The sequence below is a fragment of the Yersinia sp. 2545 StPb PI genome (genome assembly GCF_052217125.1).
Taxonomy (GTDB): Bacteria; Pseudomonadota; Gammaproteobacteria; order Enterobacterales; family Enterobacteriaceae; genus Yersinia; species Yersinia enterocolitica_E.
The window spans coordinates 3,770,715-3,788,204 of sequence record NZ_JAZGPY010000001.1 but is presented as its reverse complement, the minus strand read 5'-3'; the positions used below and the strand labels follow the sequence as shown (position 1 = coordinate 3,788,204).

Here is a 17,490-nt window from a genome sequence, read left to right as displayed (position 1 = left end):
CAAGCCACAACTGCCTGAGTGACAAATTTAAATATCCTCATTGCGATAAGTCCCGTTCTTTATAAGGTAAAAATCGCTAAAAAGTATGAGCTGAATCACATTGGTAACTCAATGCTGATATTTTGTGATGATAGTCACTTTAAATAAAAACATTTCATGACCGTTTGAAATGAATTGTGTTTCAAACACACATAGGTAATGACCGATTTTTCTATTTCTGTCACAAACGGTCAGTTGTCGAGAAATATCCCGGCATTTAATCATTCAGCGTCACTTGACCGTTTGCCCATATTGTTTTTTCAAACGGACATTTAATGAAAATAAATAAGATCTAAATTACGATGAAGTCATGAATAGTCATGACATGGCTCACATTTTGGTGTGCTTTATTTTTCAGTTGAATTAAATGAGCGAAAGATATATCCACAGTTGTTAACGCTTATTCGCCTACATCCATTATTCAATGCATTTTTATATTTAGGTATTTGCATCTTAAGAGAGGAACAAATGAAGAGAGAAGCACTGGCGCGCGATATTATCAATACTTGCCTGGAAATGACCCGTTTAGGGTTGAATCAAGGGACTGCTGGCAATGTTAGTGTGCGTTACCAGGATGGATTTTTGATTACGCCCTCCGGTATTGCCTACGACAAACTGACGGAGTCGCATATTGTTTATATCGATGCCAGCGGCCACCATGAGCCTGGCAAAGTCCCTTCCAGTGAGTGGCGTTTTCATCAGGCGGTTTATCATACTCGGGCAGACGCCAATGCGGTGGTACACAACCACTCAGTCCATTGCACCGCAGTATCGATTCTTAACCGCCCGATCCCGGCGATTCATTACATGATTGCCGCTGCCGGTGGCGATGATATCCCCTGTGCGCCCTACGCCACTTTTGGTACCAAAGCGCTGTCTGAACATGTCGCCGTGGCGATGAAGCACCGCAAGGCCACGCTGTTGCAGCACCATGGCCTGATTGCTTGTGAGGAGAATTTGGCCAAAGCGTTGTGGCTTGCTCATGAAGTTGAGGTGTTGGCAACACTGCTGCTGGCTATCTTGCCGATTGTCGATGAGGTGCCGGTGTTATCCAAAGAAGAGATCAGCGTGGTACTGGAGAAATTCAAAACCTACGGTTTACGGGTTGAAGATTAGCGTGCGGGTTAAAATACCGAGAGGAATCAGTCATGAACAGAATGATTTTAAACGAAATGGCGTGGTTTGGGCGCGGTTCACTGGATGCGCTCACCGATGAAGTGACACGGCGGGGATATAAAAAGGCGTTAGTGGTCACCGACAAAATACTGATGGAGTGCGGTGTTGCGGCTTGCCTAATCAGCCGCTTGCAACAGGCCGGTCTGGATTTTGCTGTCTTTGATGCGGTAACGCCCAACCCGACAATCGCCATCGTACAACAAGGTGTGGCTGTTTTTCGCCAAAGCGAGGCGGATTATCTCATCGCGCTGGGCGGCGGTTCGCCACAAGATACCAGCAAGGCCATCGGCATTATTATCAATAATCCTGAGTTTGCTGATGTGCGCAGTTTGGAAGGGGTGGCTGACACCCGCAACGTTTGTGTACCTATTCTGGCCATTCCAACCACCGCCGGTACTGCGGCAGAAGTGACCATTAACTATGTAATTACTGATGAAGAGCGGCGGCGCAAATTTGTTTGCGTCGATCCTCATGCTATTCCGGCAGTGGCATTTATTGATGCTGACATGATGGACAGTATGCCAGCGGCCCTGAAAGCCGCGACCGGAGTTGATGCGTTGACCCACGCCATCGAAGGTTATCTGACTAAAGGGGCTTGGGAACTGACGGATGCTTTGCATCTTAAAGCCATTGAAGTCATCAGTCGTTCATTGCGGGCTTCCGTGCAAGGTGATGCCGCCGCCACCGAAGATATGGCTCTTGGGCAGTATATCGCTGGAATGGGGTTCTCAAACGTAGGGCTGGGGTTGGTTCATGGTATGGCACACCCTCTGGGGGCGTTTTACAACATGCCACACGGTGTCGCCAACGCCATTTTACTGCCTTATATCATGCGTTATAACGCCGCTTATACCGGTGAACGCTTGCGTCAAATCGCGATGGCGATGGGCCTCGACAATGCCCTGAGTGGGTCATTGGCACAGGTTCGTGAGCAAACCATTCAGGCAGTAATTGAATTGAACCGTGATATTGGCATTCCGTCATCCCTGAGTGCGGTGGGTTTGCTGGCTGATGATATTCCCGCGCTGGCAGCAGCAGCCTTCGCGGATGTATGTACCGGCGGGAACCCGCGTGAAGCGTCGATTGATGAAATTATGGCGCTGTATCATCAGGCTTGTTAAACCGAACGGTTATTTGTCACAGATTCATCATAAAGCAGTGAGGAGAAGGCAATCCCCACTGCTTTATTGATACCAGACAACACCCGCACTCCCCATAAGAGGTAGGCTCATAACTGCGGGGAGAACTGTTTATCATCCTAACTATAATAACTGCTGTAGCTGGGCCACTGCGCTCTCATTCATGACACAACCTCTCCCGCAGAATTACTCATTTTTTTGAATTAATCGGATTTCATCTATCACGGATGTTGTCCATTTTCTGGAATGCAACCAAGTGGGAATCTTATGAAAGAGACCAACGAATCCCGGCTATTAACGGCAGAAGTCACGCGCCGAAAACTGGTCCAAACGACGCTTATCGGCAGTCTTGCCATGGCAACCGGGGCCTTTTCGCTCCCGTTCTCCCGCGCCGCCCGTGCGGTGCAATCGGCAATAAATCCGCTCAATGATGACAAAGTGATCTGGAGTGCTTGTACTGTCAACTGCGGTAGCCGCTGCCCGCTACGTATGCATGTCGTTGATGGCGAAATCAAATATGTCGAAACCGACAACACTGGCAATGATGATTTTGATGGCTTGCATCAGGTGCGTGCCTGTTTGCGTGGCCGCTCCATGCGCCGCCGGGTATACAACCCTGACCGTCTGAAATACCCAATGAAGCGTATTGGCGCGCGTGGGGAAGGCAAATTCAAGCGCATCTCATGGGAAGAGGCATTCGACACCCTTGCGGGCAGCATGCAAAGTATCATTAAGGAATATGGTAACGAAGCTATCTATCTGAATTACGGCACCGGCACTTTAGGTGGCACCATGACCCGCTCATGGCCACCGGGATCGACGCTATTGGCGCGGCTGATGAATTGCTGTGGTGGCTACCTTAATCATTATGGTGACTACAGTACTGCGCAAATCGCTGCTGGCCTGAATTACACTTATGGTGGCTGGGCTGATGGTAACAGCCCGTCCGATATCGAAAACAGCAAGCTGGTGGTGCTGTTTGGTAACAATCCGGCTGAAACGCGCATGAGTGGTGGTGGGGTCACCTACTATCTGGAGCAAGCGCGGGAGAAATCCGATGCCAAGATGATAGTGATTGATCCACGCTATACCGATACCGCAGCAGGTCGGGAAGATGAATGGATCCCGCTGCGGCCCGGTACCGATGCGGCACTGGCATCGGCCTTGGCCTATGTGATGATTAGCGAGAATCTGGTCGATCAGCCGTTCCTCGATAAATATTGTGTCGGTTATGATGAGAAAACCTTGCCGGCAGATGCGCCAAAAAATAGCCACTACAAAGCCTATATTTTAGGGCAGGGTGCAGATGAAACCGCCAAAACACCACAATGGGCGCAAGCCATCACCGGTGTTCCAGCCGCAAGAATCATTAAACTGGGGCGTGAAATAGGGTCGGTGAAACCGGCTTATATTGCGCAAGGGTGGGGGCCGCAGCGCCATTCCAACGGCGAAAATACCAGTCGGGCCATTGCCATGTTGGCTATCCTGACGGGGAACGTTGGCATTAATGGCGGTAATTCAGGTGCCCGCGAAGGCTCTTACGGTTTGCCATTTGTCCGCATGCCAACACTGGAAAACCCAGTTAAAACCAGTATCTCGATGTTCCTGTGGACTGACGCGATTGAGCGCGGGCCAGAAATGACCGCTACCCGTGATGGTGTGCGCGGTAAAGATAAGCTGGATGTACCGATCAAGTTTATCTGGAATTACGCCAGTAACTGTTTGATTAATCAGCATTCAGAAATCAACCGTACCCACGACATTCTGCAAGATGATAAAAAATGTGAAATGGTGGTGGTTATCGATAATCACATGACCTCGTCAGCCAAATACGCCGATATCATCCTGCCTGACTGTACCGCCTCTGAGCAGATGGACTTCTGCCTTGACGCTTCCAGCGGCAATATGGCGTATGTGATTTTTGCCGATCAAGTCATCAAACCGCGTTTTGAATGCAAAAATATCTATGAAATGACCACTGAACTGGCAAAACGCATGGGGGTGGAGCAGCAATTTACCGAAGGGCGCACGCAAGAAGAGTGGTTGCGTCATCTCTACCAACAATCGCAACAGGCCATTCCTGAACTGCCTTCTTTTGAGGCGTTCCGCGAACAGGGTATCTTTAAAAAACGCGATCCGGCGGGGCATCATGTTGCCTATAAAGCGTTCCGCGCAGACCCTATTGCCAATCCGTTAACCACACCATCGGGAAAAATTGAGATTTACTCTGCCGAACTGGCACAGATTGCCGCCACGTGGGAACTGCAACAAGACGATGTTATCGATCCGCTGCCGGTCTATGCCGCAGGTTTTGAAAGCTACGATGACCCGCTCAATCAGCAGTATCCATTACAGTTAACGGGTTTCCACTACAAAGCCAGAACCCACTCCACCTACGGCAACGTCGATGTTTTAAAAGCGTCCTGCCGTCAGGAGATGTGGATTAACCCAATGGATGCCCGCGAGCGTGAGATCAAAAATGGCGATATGGTGCGTATTTTCAATGGCCGAGGCGAAGTTCAGATTAACGCCAAAGTCACGCCGCGCATGATGCCGGGGGTTGTGGCACTGGGTGAGGGGGCATGGTATAGCCCAGATGAGAAACGCATTGATCGCGCGGGCAGTATTAACGTATTGACCACTCAGCGGCCTTCTCCGTTGGCGAAAGGGAATCCATCCCATACCAACCTCGTTCAAGTTACCAAGGCATAAGGAGCTGACTGATGACAACGCAATATGGTTTTTACATCGACTCCAGCCGTTGCACTGGGTGCAAAACTTGCGAGTTGGCTTGCAAGGATTTCAAAAACTTGTCTACCGATGTCAGCTTCCGGCGTATCTACGAATATGCCGGTGGGGATTGGCAGCAAGATAACGGCGCATGGCACCAAAATGTGTTCGCTTACTATCTCTCTATCGCCTGTAATCACTGTAGTGATCCCGCCTGTACCAAAGTATGTCCGAGTGGCGCAATGCATAAGCGTGATGATGGTTTCGTTGTGGTAAACGAAGACATTTGCATCGGTTGCCGCTATTGCCATATGGCATGCCCATACGGTGCGCCGCAATATGACGAAGCAAAAGGGCATATGACCAAGTGTGACGGCTGCTATGAAAGAGTCGCTGCCGGTAAGAAACCGATTTGTGTCGATTCTTGCCCAGTGCGGGCACTGGATATGGCCCCTATTGATGAATTACGCGAGAAATACGGTGATTTGGCCGAAGTCGCACCATTGCCAGCAGCCCATTTCACGCTGCCGAATATTGTAGTGAAACCTAATGCCAACAGCCGTCCGGTCAGAGATACCACCGGTCATCTGGCAAATCCGAAGGAGGTATAATATGGGCATGGGATTGCATGAATGGCCACTAATGGTCTTTACGGTACTGGGGCAGTGCGTGGTCGGCGGCTTTATAGTGCTGGGGCTGGCGCTGATATTCGGTGGTTTGAGTCACGGGCAGCAACAGCGAATTCACCGCAGCATTTTGGTACTGTGGGTGCTGATGGCACTGGCTTTTATCGCCTCGACACTGCATTTAGGCTCGCCAATGCGAGCATTCAATTCATTAAGCCGCATTGGCGAGTCGGCGCTCAGTAATGAAATAGCCGCCGGTTCACTGTTCTTTGCGGTGGCAGGTTTTTACTGGTTGTTGGCCGTATTGGGTAAAATGCCAGCGGTACTCGGCAAAGTCTGGCTAGTGGTCGCCATGGTGCTGGGCGTGGTATTTGTCTATGCCATGTGTCGAGTCTATTCCATTGATACTGTTCCTACTTGGGACAACCTCTATACTCCGCTAGGTTTTGTTCTTACCACCTTGATTGGCGGCCCGATGTTGGGTTATTTGTTGTTACAACTGGCCGGGATTAATGGGCGAATGATGCTGCAACTACCGATGATCAGTGTATTGGCACTGATTATCAGTATTGCCAGTGTCATTATGCAGGCGGCCAGTTTGTCGACGATTTACAGCTCGGTACAGCAAGCTTCAGAGCTTATTCCCCACTATGGCACACTGATGGTATGGCGTTTGGTGCTACTGGTTCTGGGGCTGGGTTGCTGGATTTGTCCGTTAATCAGAGGCCGCACACCGACGACGCTCGGCATGGTCTTCGCTATGCTGCTTATTTTTGCGGGTGAGCTAATTGGCCGTGGCGTGTTTTACGGGTTGCATATGACAGTCGGAATGGCAATCGGCGGTTAAATATAGCCTGATGGCGACTGAGCAAAGCCCATGCTGGGTTTACGTCCAACGTGGCTTTGTTCGCAATGCTTCACCCGTTTGATGGCGAATTGATCGCGCTCCTGAGGTAACAAAATGGTTGAAAACAATATGACTTATCAACAAATTGCGCTGACTGGCCACGTATTGGGTGCGCTGTTTTATTGTGAACCGGACAGTCCGGCGTGCGGTGATATTGTGGCGCAACTCAGCAGCGATGAGTGGGTAGCCCAGTGGCCTTATGGCCTGGAAACTCAACTAATGCCCATTGCCGCTTTATTGGCGCAAGACAAGTCAGATGAAACCCTGGAAGAGGCTTGGCAGCGGCTGTTTATTGGCCCATATGCACTGCCCGCTCCCCCGTGGGGATCGGTTTATCTGGATAAAGAAAATGTCCTGTTTGGCGACTCGACGCTCAAACTGCGTGATTGGATGGCGCAGCAGCAAGTGGAGGTGACACTGGAGCAGCAAGAGCCAGAGGATCATTTCGGCTTATTGCTGATGATGGCCGCCTGGCTGGCAGAACATCAACCAGCGGATTTACCGGTTTTACTGGCAGAGCACCTGTTGCCGTGGGGGTATCGTTACCTCGCCTTGCTGCAATCTGATGCCGGACACCCGTTTTATCAGGGGCTAGCTGAGTTAACGACCCTGACATTGACCCACTGGCAACACGAATTACAGGTGACGCCTGCGGTGATTGAGTTATATCGCTGAGTATTAAGAAAATATAGCCTTGTTATTAATATAGATATTATTTTCAGTATATTAACACTGGCTTTCTTTGGTCCAGTCTTCTATTAGGAGGGCTGGAGCCATTGAAAAAGCTTTGTCGTTTGTCACCAAAATGGCTCCAAGGCTGAGTGCATGGGCTGCAATTAATTGATCTAGAGCTCCCATGATATGTCCCTTTTTTTCCATTTTTGCACGTAGTTTGCCATAGCATTCTGCAGCTTCGCTATCCCACGCTTGCAGGGTTACCGAGTCCAGAAAGGCTGCTACCATCGTTTTTAGCGCTTTGTTTTGACGTTTTGCTACTCCGTAGAGCAATTCAGCTTCTGTAATACTGGAAATACAGACATCAGAAGGTTTCACGTGCTGTATGCTGAGCAAAACATTAGGATGACGTCGAAATAAATGGCTCACTGTATTGGTATCAAGCATATACATGGCGCTACTTTATCCCGTCGAATGGGTCACGGTTTGCTGTACCTTGCTGACGTTCATTGATACTCAAGAAATCAGCAGGTACGCGTGTTTTATTGATTAACTGAAGCAGTTGGCTCCAGTCATCCGGTTTAGCTGGTTGCTTCGATAAGATTATATTTCCATTTTCGTCACGGCGAATATAGACTTGATCAGTATCAAACTCGAACTCAACGGGTAACCTAACTGCCTGATTTCTACCATTTTTAAATAACTTCGCAACTCTATCCATCATTTACTCCTTGTTTCTTGGCCTATGCCTTAGCATATGCTCGTTTTTGTTCTGTGCCAAGGGCTAAATTGCTTTTCCCTAATATGTAATTTCTCACTTATCTTTTAACTCTCTTTTTGACTAATTTGTGACCGGCTTCTACTTTCCTTGCACTCACATTGGACAAGCTGCGGGGCGTTTGTATTATTACATTGAATATAAATTTAATAGTGAATATATATTCAATGCGGAGAAAAATAATGAAAAATACCCTACTGAAATCCTGTCTTACCGCAGCATTGATCTCAATGGCGGGTGTTGCTGGTGCCGCCAGTAACGGCCTGATCGCCATTATCACCCCATCCCACGATAACCCGTTCTTTAAAGCGGAGGCGGAAGGTGCTAAAGCCAAAGCGACGGAACTGGGATACACCGTACTGGTGGCTTCCCATGATGATGATGTGAACAAACAAAACCAACTGCTGGAAACTGCCATCGCTCGTAAGGCTAAAGCGATCATTCTGGATAACGCCGGATCAGATGCCACTATCGGGCCATTGAAAAAAGCCAAAGCGGCCGGTATTCCGACTTTCCTGATTGACCGTGAAATCAATGAAACCGGAATCGCAGTATCGCAAATCGTGTCGAACAATTATCAGGGTGCACAACTCGGCGCTGAGAAATTCGTTACGTTGATGGGTGGCAAAGGCAAATATGTTGAATTGCTCGGCCGTGAGTCCGATACCAACGCTCATGTTCGTTCACAGGGTTATCACGACGTGATCGACGAACATAGCGACATGAAGATGGTTGCCCAACAGACTGCAAACTGGAGCCAGACTGAAGCATTCAACCGTATGGAGTCCATTTTGCAGGCTAACCCAGATATCACTGGGGTGATTTCCGGCAACGACACCATGGCACTCGGTGCAGAAGCGGCATTGAAAGCTGCGGGGCGTAATGATGTCATCGTCGTCGGCTTTGACGGCAGTGACTATGTTCGCGACTCCATCATCAACAAAGGCAATATCAAAGCCACTGTATTACAGCCGGGTTGGGCACAAGCTCAGATGGCGGTGGTGCAGGCTGATAAATATCTGAAAACCGGCAAAACCGGGTTGGAAGAAAAGCAACTGATGGATTGCGTATTGATTGATGAAAACAATGCCAAGAATCTGAATGTCTTTGCACTGAAACAATAATCGCGACTGAAACACCCATCTTATAATCACCGGTTATTAAAACCATGGTTTAAGAATGAGGGGCGTAATCGCCCCTCCTGACAGGAGGCAGTATGTGGTTCAGTGCCTTATCGAAAGCAGGCGGTTTGTTGGTTATCAGTACGGTGCTGGTGGCTTGTACCGTGGTTGATTTGGATGAGAACGGTAAACCGATTCTGCCAGTCGATCCTAACGCGGTGGTCAGTGACTATAACCAGCCACCGGACAAAGTCGCCTCCACCATTTGGGTGAGTAAAGTTATGCCGTTTGCCAATAGCAATGCGCTCAGTTGGCAGCAGGTAAAGCAGCAACAAAGTCAGCCAGCAGCAGGGAAAAATAGCCAAAGTCGTTTTGTTCGTTTTAACGGCAAAGTGGTGGCGGTAGACACAGAAGGGCGGGAAGGGTTGATTCGTTTGGCCATTGACGGTGATGAACAAGTGCTGCAAGTGGGGCCAATCGTCAAAGGTAATGCCATTCGTGATGCATCAACGTTTATCCGCTTCGAAGATTTTAAAAATCAGGTGCAATACGCCCAGCTCTCTAAAGCATTAAGCAAGCGTGCTTTGCAGGATGTGGCAAAACCCGATGCCAGTTGGGTCGGGCAGCAAGTCGAGGTATTGGCAGCGGTGACACTCACCCCTACCGGTCTGAGCAATGGTGTGCCGCTCAGTTTGAATAAGGAGAGCCACTAATGGATCACAGACCTGACATCGTCATGCGTGCTGAGGACATTTCAATGCGTTTTCCTGGCACATTGGCGCTAGATGCCGTCAGTTATAACGTTTATCGCGGCAAAGTGAATGTGATTATCGGCGAAAATGGCGCCGGAAAATCTACCTTAATGAAGATCTTGGCTGGGGTACAGCAACAAACATCCGGCCAAATCTACCTGAATGGTAACGCGGTGAGTATTGCCAATACTCGTGAGGCTGCGGCGCTGGGTATTGGCATGGTTCATCAGGAGCTGAACCTGTCGGAAAACCTCAATGTTGCGGAAAACATCTTTCTGGGGCGTGAGATTCAGCAAGGCTTGAAACCCATTAATCAGGCAGCGCAGGAGCTGATTGCTGAACAGTTAATGGTGCGTCTTGATCAGGTTATTTCGCCGAAAGAAATGGTATCAAACCTGAAAGTAGGCCAACAGCAATTGATTGAAATCGCCAAAGCACTGGCAGAACAGGCGGATATTCTGATTCTGGATGAGCCGACGTCGGCGTTGAGTAAAACCGAAGTTGATATCCTGTTTCGGGTTATTCGCGAACTGACGCGACAGGGTGTTTCCATCGTCTACATCTCACATCGTTTGGAAGAGTTGATGGCGATTGGTGACTACATCACTATTTTGCGTGATGGCCGTTTTCAGGCTGAAGCTGCGGTAAAAGATATTGATGTACCGTGGATTGTCCGTGAAATGCTGGGCAGTGACCCGGTTTCCAGTTTTCTTCACCCGGACCGTACATTTGGTGCGCCGATGATGGAGGTTGATAACGTCACGTTAATCAATGAATCCGGCAACACGGTAGTGAATCAGGTCTCATTGCAAGTGCGGGCGGGTGAAATTGTCGGCATCTATGGGTTGATGGGGGCAGGTCGTACCGAATTGTTTGAATGTCTGCTGGGCACGCAGCAGAACTACCTTGGCACTATCCGGCTCAATGGCACGTCGATTAATGCCAAGACCTCAACCGCAGAGCGCATTCGTCTGGGAATGAGTCTGGTACCGGAAGACCGTAAAAAAACCGGTATTTTCCCTGTGTCATCGGTGGCCAATAACCTGACCATTTCCAGCTTATGGCGTCGGTTAAAACACAGCTTCACTATCTGGCAAGAGAGTGAGTCACAAGTGGTGGCATCGGTTATCGGGGATTTGTCGATCAAAGTCTCTTCACCGGAAGTAGAGATTCAGGCTCTCAGTGGCGGTAATCAGCAAAAGGTGGTGATAGGGCGCTCATTACTGACCAGTCCAAACATTTTGCTGTTGGATGAGCCAACGCGAGGCATTGATGTCGGTGCGAAAGCTGATGTGTTTGAAATGATGGTGAAACTCTCTGAGCAGGGGATTGGTATTTTGTTCTCAACCTCTGATCTGAAAGAGATCATGGCGGTATCTGACCGCATACTGGTGATGTCGAATGGCAAGCTGACCGCGAACTTATCCCGTCAGTCGGCCAGTGAATCGGCATTGGTTACGGCAAGTGCACAAGGGTTCGAATGATGAAAGCAACAACTGGCACTGCGTTGGCGAGTCACCGGCCCGGTGGCGCGTCGTGGTCACGGGAAAATATGCTGCTGCTTCTGCTCAAGATGCGCACCTTTATTGCCCTGTTTTTGATTCTTGGTTTCTTCTCCGTGATGGTACCGGGCTTTCTGGCGACAGGCAGCTTGATCATTATGGTGAAGCATATCGCTATCAATGCCTTCCTCGCACTGGGCATCACGTTTGTCATTATCACCGCAGGGATTGACCTCTCTATCGGGGCAACCTTGGGGTTGTGCGGCATGATTGCGGGCTGGATGATCACCCAAGGTATTGTATTACCGATGTTTGGTATTGCCATTTTCCCCAGTGTTTGGGTGGTGGTCCCGGTGGTATTGGTCATCGGAGCACTGATTGGCGCGGTCAATGGTTGGATCATAACCCGCTATAACGTCGCGCCGTTTATCTGCACCCTCGGCACCATGTATGTGGTTCGTGGTGCGGCGATGCTGATTTCTGGCGGTGAAACCTTCCCAGGCTTACAGGGCAATCCACAACTTGGAAACACCGGTTTTGATCTGCTCGGGTCCGGCACGTTACTGGGTTTGCCGATCGCTATCTGGATCATGTTCATTTTGGCTCTGGTGATTGCCTATGTAGCGCGTCGCCTACCTTTTGGTCGCCATGTCTACGCTATCGGTGATAACGAGAGAGCAGCCGAACTGTCTGGTGTCAAAGTCCGGCAGGTCAAAGTTTGGGTTTACACCATTTCCGGTTTCTGTGCGGCAATTGCCGGGATCATTGTTTCCGCTCAATTGGTGGCCAGCCACCCTGCGAACGGCAGCGGCTTTGAGATGAATGCGATAGCGGCCGTGGTATTGGGGGGAACTTCTCTGGCCGGTGGCCGTGGCACCATCCTCGGCACACTGATCGGCGCATTTGTTATCGGTATTTTGGCTGACGGGCTGGTGATGATGGGGGTCAGTGAATTCTGGCAAATGGTTATTAAAGGTATCGTAATTATTGTGGCTGTGATTATCGACCAGATGCAAAACCGTATGCAGCATAAAGCAGCAATTGTGTCGCAAAAAGCCAACGTAGTTGCGCAAGTGGGCAAAAGCGAGCAGGCATAAAGAACCCATAACGGCTAATGGGCTGATGGGGTAACACCGTGCCCTAAGCCGCAGAACACTGAAGAGGTAACGCCGGAGGAGGCTTTCCGGTCAGGCTTGATGAAAGCTATTTTTTAGCACCATCAAGAATAAATATTCGCCAATGAGTAAAAATTCAATGGCGAAGGAAAATATAAGAGAGGTAATGTCATGAATCCGTATTCACTGTCAATCGATGAGCTGGTGAGAAAGGCGCGGGCTATCCGCCGCCGGATCGTCCTGCTTAATGCGAACAGCCCCGCAGGGGGGCATACCGGTGCTGATCTTTCGCAGGTAGAGATTCTGACCGCACTCTATTTCCGCATCCTTAATTGCGCACCTGACCGGTTAACTGATCCTGAGCGCGATATCTATGTGCAATCTAAGGGCCATGCCGTTGGCGGCTATTACTGTTGTCTGGCGGAAGCGGGTTATTTCCCAGAGGAATGGTTGGCAACTTATCAACACGCTAACTCTCATCTGCCGGGCCATCCGGTAAAACACAAAACGCCGGGGATCGAATTAAATACCGGCGCGCTAGGACATGGTTTGCCGGTCGCAGTCGGGATCGCATTAGCGGCAAAACGCGCCAACAGCAAACGCCGAGTGTTTGTTCTGACCGGCGACGGTGAATTAGCCGAAGGCAGTAACTGGGAAGCGGCATTAGTGGCTGCTCACTATCAGTTAGACAATCTGATAATCATTAACGATAAAAACAAACTCCAACTGGCGGGCACCACCAAGTCAATTATGAATACCGACCCGTTGGCGGATAAATGGCGTGCATTTGGTTTAGAAGTAACGGAATGCCAGGGTAATAACATGCAATCGGTGGTGGAAACACTGGAGGCATTACAACCCAAGGGTAAACCCAATGTGGTGATTGCCAACACCGAAAAAGGTGCCGGTATCTCCTTTATTCAAGGGCGCGTGGAGTGGCACCACCGGGTGCCGAAAGGTGCTGAAATTGATCTGGCACTGGAGGAATTGAGCGATGAGTAATGCAGAACATTTGGCCTCAGTGATGGTTGAGCAGTTTATCAAAGCCGTGGATAACGGTGTTGATCTGGTTCCGGTGGTGGCTGATTCCACTTCGACGGCGAAAATCGGGCCGTTTACTGCTCGCTTCCCTGATCGCGTGGTTAACGTAGGTATTGCCGAACAAGCGATGGTCGGCACCGCCGTGGGCTTATCCATGGGCGGGAAAGTTGCAGTAACCTGTAATGCCGCGCCATTCCTGATTTCACGCTCCAATGAGCAGCTAAAAATCGATGTTTGCTACAACAATAGCAATGTTAAGTTGTTCGGTCTCAATTCTGGCGCCAGTTACGGGCCGCTGGCCAGTACTCATCACTGTATCGATGATATTTCTATCTTACGTGGTTTTGGCAATATCGAAATTTATGCTCCCTCTGACCCACAAGAGTGCCGTCAAATAATTGATTATGCTATCGCCCATCAGGGACCGGTCTATATTCGTCTGGACGGCAAATCCTTGCCACAACTCCATGATGAGCACTACCACTTTGTACCGGGGCAGATTGATGTCTTGCAGGATGGTCAGGATATTGCTCTGGTAGCGATGGGTTCTACAGTGCATGAGGCTGTAAGCGCTGCCGCGATACTGGCGGATAACAACGTTTCTGCTGCGGTGGTCAACGTTTCTTCTATTCGTCCGTGTGATACTCAGCAACTGTTAGCCATTCTCCAGAAGAGTCAGCGGGTGATTACCATCGAAGAGCACAACATTAATGGTGGTGTGGGCAGTTTGGTGGCTGAAGTGTTGGCCGAAGCGGGCAGTGGGATCCCATTGGTGAGATTAGGTATTCCTGATGGCGGCTATGCGATTGCTGCCGACAGGGCAGATATGCGTGCCTATCATGGTTTTGATGCGGCAGGCATTGTAGCGCGTGCTCTGCGGTTTTGCCGAGGAGAGTAATCATGTCAACGCCGATTATTCTGGCTATTGATGAAGGCACCACCAATGCCAAAGCCATTGCAGTGGACACTGCCGGGCAGATTCTGGCGAAGGCTTCAGTGCCTCTTCTGTTGAATCACCCAAGGCCTGGTTGGGCAGAGCAGGACCCGCTGGCTATCTGGCAGGCGGTCTCTTTGGCAATCGAAGGCTGTCTGAACCAGTTGGCAGGTGCGCGGGTGGCCGGTGTTGCCATCAGTAACCAGCGTGAGTCGGTGCTGATTTGGGAGCGGGAGACCGGCACACCACTGACGCCAGTGGTGAGTTGGCAATGTCGGCGCTCAGAGCTTTTCTGTCAAACGCTGAGCCAGTTACCGGAGGCGGCAATGATTGCCGAACGCACTGGATTGCCGATTGATCCGCTGTTTCCGGCCGCCAAGGTTCACGGCATGCTGGCAGAAATCCCACGTGGTGTGGAACGTGCGGCTCACGGTGAACTGTGCGTCGGAACCATCGACTGTTGGTTAACCTGGCAGCTCAGTGGCGGCCAAAGTTTCTCGACCGATTTCTCCAATGCAGCCCGTACCCAACTGTTTAATATTCATTCCGGCCAATGGGATCCTGACCTGCTGGCGCTATTTGGTATTCCCAGTCTTTGTCTGCCTGCGGTATTACCCTCGGCGGCTATCCACGGACATACCGGTAATACCGGTATTATTGGCTTGCCACAGGGGATACCGATTGTGGCACAAATCGGCGACTCCCACGCTGCACTCTATGGGCAGGGCGGTGACCGTGCGGGCGAAATCAAAGCGACCTATGGTACCGGCTCTTCCCTGATGACTACCGTGAAGCAGGCGGTAACACAGAGCAATGGCCTGAGTACCACCATTGCCTGGCATGACGGTGAACTACGTTACGCCCTCGAAGGCAATATCACGCATACCGGTTCGGGGGTGGCGTGGGTTTCACGCATGCTAGGTATCACGGATTTAGCGCACTTGACCGAGATGGCGCAAAGTCAGTCAGGTAATCAGGGCGTCTATTTTGTTCCAGCCCTCTCGGGATTAGGGGCGCCTTATTGGGATAGCCAGGCTCGTGGTCTGTTCTGCGGCTTGACCGATGCTACCACCCCTGCGGTATTAGCCCGCGCCGGGTTAGAGTCGGTCGCCTACCAAATAGCCGACGTCTTTTTTGCTATGGAGCGGGCTGGCAACCATCGTCTTGAACGGCTGCGGGTAGATGGTGGAGCGACCAGCAACCGCTGGTTGATGCAATTTCAAGCCGACCTGTTGCAGCGCACGTTGATACGCAACCATACCGCCGAAGTATCGGCACTGGGGGCGGCATATTTAGGCGGGAAAACCCTTGGCTGGTGGCAAGATAACCAGCAATTAGCCGCACTTCCCCGTGAAGTGGAATACATCGAACCGCGCGCTCAAAGTGCGGAGATGCAAGATAACTATAGCCTCTGGCAAACGGCCATCGCGCGTGCGCGTTTTCAGCCGAAATAACCCACACTAGGAGTAAGCATATGTCAGCAATACCTCGTAAGTTAACTTTCGCGGTGATTATCGGCAACCGGGGGTTTTTCCCAAGCTATCTGGTGGCTGACGCGCGCCGTGATGCTCAGGCGCTGTTTGATAGACTGGGCATCAACATCATTATGCTCAATGAAGAGCAAACCCCCTTGGGGGGGGTTGAAAACTGGCGTGATGCCAACGTGTGTGCCGAGTTATTCCGTAAGCACAGCGAAGAGATCCATGGTGTAGTGGTGATTCTGCCCAACTTTGGTGATGAAAAAAGTGTCTCAGATGCTATTCGCCTTTCGGGCCTTAAAGTACCGGTATTAGTACAGGCTGAAGAAGATGCGCTGGATAAAATGGGGCTAGCGACGCGTCGCGACAGCTTCTGCGGCAAAATCTCGTTATGTAACAATCTGCGCCAATATGGCATTCCATTCACATTGACCAAGCAGCATGTTTGTAGTCTAAACAGCGAAATATTTAGCCACGACGTCGAACAATTTGTACAACTGTGCCGTGTGGTGCATGCCATGAAACGGGTGCGTGTCGGGGCTATTGGTGCTCGTCCAACTAACTTTAATACTGTGCGCTACAGCGAGAAGTTATTGGAGAATTTGGGCATTACTGTTGAAACGCTCGATTTATCCGAAGTGTTCTTCCGCGTCGCTAATCTCAGTGATAACGATATTCGTGTTGGTGAAAAACTGGCGCTGTTAAAAGCCAACGGTGACACCAGTGCCATCCCACAAGATAAGTTACACAAAATGGCGAAACTGTTTGTGGTTATCAGTGAATGGATTATCGCCAACGATATCGATACCACCGCCATGCAGTGCTGGACCTCGCTGCAACAGAATTTGGGTATCAACGTCTGTTCCATTATGAGCGTGATGTCCGGGCAACTGATGCCAAGTGCCTGTGAAGTGGATGTAATGGGGGCACTATCGATGTATGCACTGGCGAGTTGCTCACTGGCGCCGGCCTCAATTGCTGACTGGAATAATAACTTTGGCGCAGAACGTGATAAATGTGTGTTATTCCACTGTGGCAACTTTGCCAGTGAAAGTCTGGAAAGCTCAACCATGGGCACCGCTGATATTATCGGAACAACTGTAGGTTGCGAGAATACCTGTGGTGCTGTCCATGGCCGCATGAAATCCGGGCCATTGACCTATTTCCGCCTCTCTTCTGATGATTTTACCGGTCGGGTTCGGGCTTATGTCGGTGAAGGCCGTTCTGTCAGTGACGAGTTAGATACCGTGGGTTGCCGTGCGGTAGTGGAAGTGCCACAGCTGGAAAGCTTACTTACGCATATCTGTAATAATGGTTTCGAACACCATGTGGCAATGAACCATTCAGCGACGGCTCAGGTATTGCAAGAAGCATTCAGTAAGTATCTGGGAGTTGATTGTTACTGGCATGGGAAGTCGCCGCTTTAGTTTCAATGACATTATCAAATGCCGCACCAGGGAGGGCGCGGTGAATCATT

General features: G+C 50.2%; 16 protein-coding genes. 14 read left to right on the top strand and 2 right to left on the bottom strand.

Annotated features, from left to right (window positions below; all coding sequences use genetic code 11):
- The first annotated feature begins 507 nt into the window (after window positions 1-507).
- The 6 genes from V1955_RS17745 (at window position 508) to dmsD (ending at window position 7,292) form a co-directional block, all read left to right on the top strand.
- Window positions 508-1,155, top strand: a complete 648-nt coding sequence (locus V1955_RS17745; RefSeq protein ID WP_005181951.1) for an L-fuculose-phosphate aldolase — start codon at window positions 508-510, stop codon at window positions 1,153-1,155.
- Window positions 1,156-1,187: 32 nt separating this feature from the next.
- Window positions 1,188-2,336: a lactaldehyde reductase gene (fucO, locus tag V1955_RS17740; RefSeq protein WP_372568728.1), complete on the top strand. Its 1,149-nt coding sequence runs from the start codon at window positions 1,188-1,190 to the stop codon at window positions 2,334-2,336.
- Window positions 2,337-2,621: 285 nt separating this feature from the next.
- The gene (gene dmsA / locus V1955_RS17735) at window positions 2,622-5,066 is read left to right on the top strand and encodes a dimethylsulfoxide reductase subunit A (RefSeq protein WP_083160278.1); all 2,445 of its coding nucleotides are present in this window, start codon (window positions 2,622-2,624) and stop codon (window positions 5,064-5,066) included.
- Between the two features lie 11 nt (window positions 5,067-5,077).
- Window positions 5,078-5,695, top strand: a complete 618-nt coding sequence (locus V1955_RS17730; protein WP_442821234.1) for a DMSO/selenate family reductase complex B subunit — start codon at window positions 5,078-5,080, stop codon at window positions 5,693-5,695.
- 1 nt (window position 5,696) lies between these two features.
- Window positions 5,697-6,557, top strand: a complete 861-nt coding sequence (locus V1955_RS17725) for a dimethyl sulfoxide reductase anchor subunit family protein (RefSeq protein WP_442821233.1) — start codon at window positions 5,697-5,699, stop codon at window positions 6,555-6,557.
- Window positions 6,558-6,686: 129 nt separating this feature from the next.
- Complete coding sequence (gene dmsD / locus V1955_RS17720) at window positions 6,687-7,292, top strand: Tat proofreading chaperone DmsD (RefSeq protein ID WP_372569856.1); 606 nt, start codon at window positions 6,687-6,689, stop codon at window positions 7,290-7,292.
- Between the two features lie 51 nt (window positions 7,293-7,343).
- Here the strand turns inward: dmsD and V1955_RS17715 are convergent, their stop codons facing one another.
- Together V1955_RS17715 and V1955_RS17710 are read right to left on the bottom strand one after the other, a co-directional pair.
- Window positions 7,344-7,745, bottom strand: coding sequence for a type II toxin-antitoxin system VapC family toxin (locus tag V1955_RS17715; RefSeq protein WP_420073778.1), 402 nt, complete (start codon window positions 7,743-7,745; stop codon window positions 7,344-7,346).
- 4 nt (window positions 7,746-7,749) lie between these two features.
- Window positions 7,750-8,013, bottom strand: a complete 264-nt coding sequence (locus tag V1955_RS17710) for an antitoxin (protein WP_083160272.1) — start codon at window positions 8,011-8,013, stop codon at window positions 7,750-7,752.
- A 239-nt stretch (window positions 8,014-8,252) separates the two neighbouring features.
- On the opposite strand from V1955_RS17710, the gene V1955_RS17705 reads away from it, so the two are divergent.
- The 8 genes from V1955_RS17705 (at window position 8,253) to V1955_RS17670 (ending at window position 17,440) form a co-directional block, all read left to right on the top strand.
- Window positions 8,253-9,194 carry a D-ribose ABC transporter substrate-binding protein gene (locus V1955_RS17705; RefSeq protein WP_050086418.1) on the top strand — a complete coding sequence of 314 codons (942 nt, stop codon included), beginning with the start codon at window positions 8,253-8,255 and terminating at the stop codon, window positions 9,192-9,194.
- A 92-nt stretch (window positions 9,195-9,286) separates the two neighbouring features.
- The gene (locus tag V1955_RS17700; protein ID WP_083160269.1) at window positions 9,287-9,904 is read left to right on the top strand and encodes a DUF2291 family protein; all 618 of its coding nucleotides are present in this window, start codon (window positions 9,287-9,289) and stop codon (window positions 9,902-9,904) included.
- Entirely contained in the window at window positions 9,904-11,427 is a 1,524-nt protein-coding gene (locus V1955_RS17695) for a sugar ABC transporter ATP-binding protein (RefSeq protein ID WP_442821232.1), read from the top strand. The genes V1955_RS17700 and V1955_RS17695 overlap by 1 nt, the downstream gene beginning before the upstream one ends.
- Window positions 11,427-12,542, top strand: a complete 1,116-nt coding sequence (locus V1955_RS17690) for an ABC transporter permease (protein ID WP_372559834.1) — start codon at window positions 11,427-11,429, stop codon at window positions 12,540-12,542. Before V1955_RS17695 ends, V1955_RS17690 begins: the two co-directional genes overlap by 1 nt.
- Window positions 12,543-12,731: 189 nt before the next feature.
- Window positions 12,732-13,562, top strand: a complete 831-nt coding sequence (locus V1955_RS17685) for a transketolase (RefSeq protein ID WP_005181977.1) — start codon at window positions 12,732-12,734, stop codon at window positions 13,560-13,562.
- Window positions 13,555-14,499 carry a transketolase family protein gene (locus tag V1955_RS17680; protein ID WP_420073098.1) on the top strand — a complete coding sequence of 315 codons (945 nt, stop codon included), beginning with the start codon at window positions 13,555-13,557 and terminating at the stop codon, window positions 14,497-14,499. Before V1955_RS17685 ends, V1955_RS17680 begins: the two co-directional genes overlap by 8 nt.
- A gap of 2 nt (window positions 14,500-14,501) precedes the next feature.
- Window positions 14,502-15,989 (top strand): FGGY family carbohydrate kinase, encoded by a 1,488-nt coding sequence (locus V1955_RS17675; RefSeq protein WP_420073097.1) that lies wholly within the window; start codon window positions 14,502-14,504, stop codon window positions 15,987-15,989.
- Window positions 15,990-16,009: 20 nt separating this feature from the next.
- On the top strand, window positions 16,010-17,440 hold the full coding sequence (locus V1955_RS17670; protein ID WP_083160258.1) for an L-fucose/L-arabinose isomerase family protein: 1,431 nt from the start codon (window positions 16,010-16,012) through the stop codon (window positions 17,438-17,440).
- The last annotated feature ends 50 nt before the right edge of the window (window positions 17,441-17,490 follow it).